The sequence below is a fragment of the Marinobacter sp. B-21 genome, from assembly GCF_056857895.1.
Map to the genome: position 1 here is coordinate 1 of NZ_JBSXNZ010000035.1, position 3066 is coordinate 3066.

The following is a 3066-nucleotide window of genomic DNA, read 5'->3' on the forward strand; positions in this document are numbered from 1 at the left end:
GGCCAATCTTGACCTTGTCTACACCCCCCGGTTTGACGCTGATCGCTTCATCGACGGCCGCCGTCTCTCTTTCTTCAACACAGGGCAAGGGCGGCTGACCGGGCGCAATGCGGTTGTACTGGCGGACCGCCCGGCGGACGCGTTCGAAGACGACGAGTGGGCCGCCCGGCTGTACCGTAACCTTGGCGCCTACGAGGTCGCGCTCTACGGCTACGACGGCTTCTGGAAGAGCCCGGCCGGGGCTGATCCGGCCAGCGGTCGGGCCAGGTTTCCTCCGCTGTCGGTGCTCGGCGCCAGCCTGCGCGGGCCGGTGGGGCCCGGCATCGGCAACGTCGAGCTGGGCTATTACGATTCCCGCGCCGACCGCGATGGCGACGATCCCACGGTGCGCAACAGCGAGCTGCGCCTGCTGCTCGGCTATGAGCAGGAAATTGCCCGTAACCTGACCCTGGGCCTGCAATACTACCTTGAGCGCATGGGCGAGTTTGAGGCCTACCGGCGGGCCTTGCCCCCTGGTGCCCCGGTGCGGGACGAGAATCGCCACGTCCTCACCCAGCGGCTTACCTGGCTGACACACAGCCAGAATCTGGCGTGGTCGTTGTTCCTGTTCTACTCGCCCTCGGACCGGGACGCGTACCTGCGCCCCCGGGTGGGCTATCAGGTTGATGATCATCTCTCTGTTGAAGCCGGCGGGAACCTGTTTTTCGGCGCCCGGGAGGAAACCTTCTTCGGTCAGTTTCAGGACAACAATAACCTGTATCTGGGGGTGCGCTATGGGTTCTGAAAAGGTTAGGTGTTGATGGCCCGAGGTTCCGGTTGTTTTTCTTGCTATTCTGACGCCCGTTTGAGAACTTTGAGGCAGACCGATAGCGGGAGTTGGTATGAAAAACGATAACGACAGGGAAGTGCCGGGCAATGCCGTGCATGCCGTCATGGAGGAAATCCACCGGGATTTTCTGCATTTCCTGACTCGCCGGCTGGGGGATGAGGACGAGGCCGCCGACGTCCTGCACGATTTCTACGTCAAGGTGCTCACACGCATTGGTGACGTGCGCGAGACTGAAAAGCTTCGTGCCTGGATGCGCCGGGTTCTTGAGACCAGCCTGATTGATTATTACCGGGCGCAGAGCAAAAAACGCCAGTCTGAGCAGGCGTACCACGATCTCGAAGCAGCGCTGCTCGATGACGACTTTAAAAACGAACTGGATTTTATTGTCTGCACGTGCCTTTACAAACTCCTGCCGACCCTGAAGCCAGAATACGCTGAAATTCTGTGGCACGCGGAGCTGATCGGCGAATCCCGTGAAACCATCGCAGCGGTGCTCAATATTTCGGCGAGCAATTTGAGGGTGCGTTTGCATCGGGCACGGGAGGCTCTGCGAAAGCGGCTGGAAGAGACATGCGGGAGTTGCCCCATCCATGGCTATCTGGATTGTGGCTGCGATTCCGGCGCTGCTCAGTCCAGTTACGGTGGTGCTGCTGGCTGAGCTCGTGCGGGGATGGGGCCAGTTCCTCAGTGGCTGTCACAGCTGATGATGGCGGTTACGGTGCGATCCGGCCGTTGTCGAGATGCTTCGGGTTAAAGGTAAAGACGATGTCGGGATCCGGGGTGGCGGCGTGTTCGTCTTTTTCCGGGCAGTCCACCAGTGACATCAAATGACGAATAACATTGAGCCGGGCCTGTTTTTTATTGTCGGCCCTGACGACATACCACGGCGTGATCTGGTTGTGCGTGCGCGCGAACATCTGGTTGCGCGCCGCGCTGTAGTCGTTCCAGTGTTTGATCGCGACCTTGTCGACAGGGCTGATTTTCCACTGTTTGAGAGGATCAACGCGACGATCCTTCAGCCGGCGTTTCTGCTCCTCCTTTGAAATATCCAGATAATATTTGAACAGCTGAATCCCCGAATCCACGAGCATGTGCTCGAATGGCAGTACCGAGCGCATAAATTCCTCATATTCCGTGTCTGTACAATAGCCCATGACGCGCTCGACCCCGGCGCGGTTGTACCAGCTCCGGTTCATCAGGACCATTTCCTCGGTCGGGGGCAAGTGTGGGATGTAACGCTGGAAATACCAGGAACGACGGTCCCGGTCAGACGGCTTGCCCAGCGCCACGACTCGCGTTTCCCGCGGGCTCAGGTGCTCCGTGATCCGCTTGATGACGCCGTCCTTGCCGGCGGCATCGCGGCCTTCGAACAGGATGAGAATCTGCAGGTTGTTCTTGATCAGGTGCCTCTGCAATTTGACCAGTTCGATTTGAAGCGTCCGAAGGTTCTTCTTGTAACCCTTGGTCCCGGAAGGTTTATTCTTTGTTTTCTGGCTCATTTTCAGATTCCCTGAATGCTTGGTTGTCGCAGCCTGGCGGTGCCAGGACGGTGGCTATCATATGTCGTAGTTTTTGTGCCTCTTCACAGTGCCCACGCCCGCGGTTCTCGAGCTTTGCGAGCTTCTCCTTGAATATCGGTATGTACATTGTGATCATGCGACCCTGTTTTCGTTCAGTATGTTCTTCGGGCATGCCGTGGCCCCCTCCGGCAACATGAAAACCATCAGTTGGCGTTCCATGCCGGGTGATCAGTGATCTTCTCTCCGTCCCTGGTGGCCGGTTCGCCCAGTCTGTCCCGGCTGGCCAGGTAATCCCGCGTGAGCGGTACCGCGTCCTGTTTTTTGGCAAGCTGGATCTGAAAGACGACAAGACCGTCGTGCCGGAATGCCACTTCGCTGGCAACCAGGTAGAACCGCCACATGCGGCAGAACCGCTCGTCATAGATCGACCGTACCCGGTCCAGGCTGGCCTCGAACCGATTGCGCCATTCCTTCAGAGTCTCGGCGTAATGAAGCCGCCACACCTCGACATCGGTGACATAGAGACCGGATTGCTCGACGACGGCAAGGATTTCCGACAGGGCCGGGCTGTAGCCACCGGGAAATATGTATTTGGTGATCCAGGGGTTGGTTGATCCCGGTCCGTCGGCCCGGCCAATTGTGTGCAGCAGTGCCACACCATCGTCTTTGAGCCGGTCTCGCAGGGTGGCGAAGAACTCCTTGTAGTGTGGCACTCCG

The 3066-nt window shown here is 58.6% G+C and carries 3 protein-coding genes and 1 pseudogene; 2 read left to right on the forward strand and 2 right to left on the reverse strand.

Translation table 11 applies throughout. The annotated features are described in order from the left end of the window. Together AC13C0_RS01445 and AC13C0_RS01450 are read left to right on the forward strand one after the other, a co-directional pair. Window positions 1–784, forward strand: a pseudogene (locus AC13C0_RS01445) (hypothetical protein); the annotation flags it as partial. Window positions 785–881: 97 nt separating this feature from the next. Then, window positions 882–1487 carry an RNA polymerase sigma factor gene (locus tag AC13C0_RS01450; RefSeq protein ID WP_341582625.1) on the forward strand — a complete coding sequence of 202 codons (606 nt, stop codon included), beginning with the start codon at window positions 882–884 and terminating at the stop codon, window positions 1485–1487. 55 nt (window positions 1488–1542) lie between these two features. On the opposite strand, the gene ppk2 is transcribed toward AC13C0_RS01450, so the two are convergent. Together ppk2 and AC13C0_RS01460 are read right to left on the reverse strand one after the other, a co-directional pair. Next, window positions 1543–2328, reverse strand: coding sequence for a polyphosphate kinase 2 (ppk2, locus tag AC13C0_RS01455; protein WP_341582624.1), 786 nt, complete (start codon window positions 2326–2328; stop codon window positions 1543–1545). 224 nt (window positions 2329–2552) lie between these two features. Then, the coding region (locus AC13C0_RS01460; protein ID WP_482953825.1) for a class I SAM-dependent methyltransferase at window positions 2553–3066 on the reverse strand (514 nt) is incomplete at its 5' end.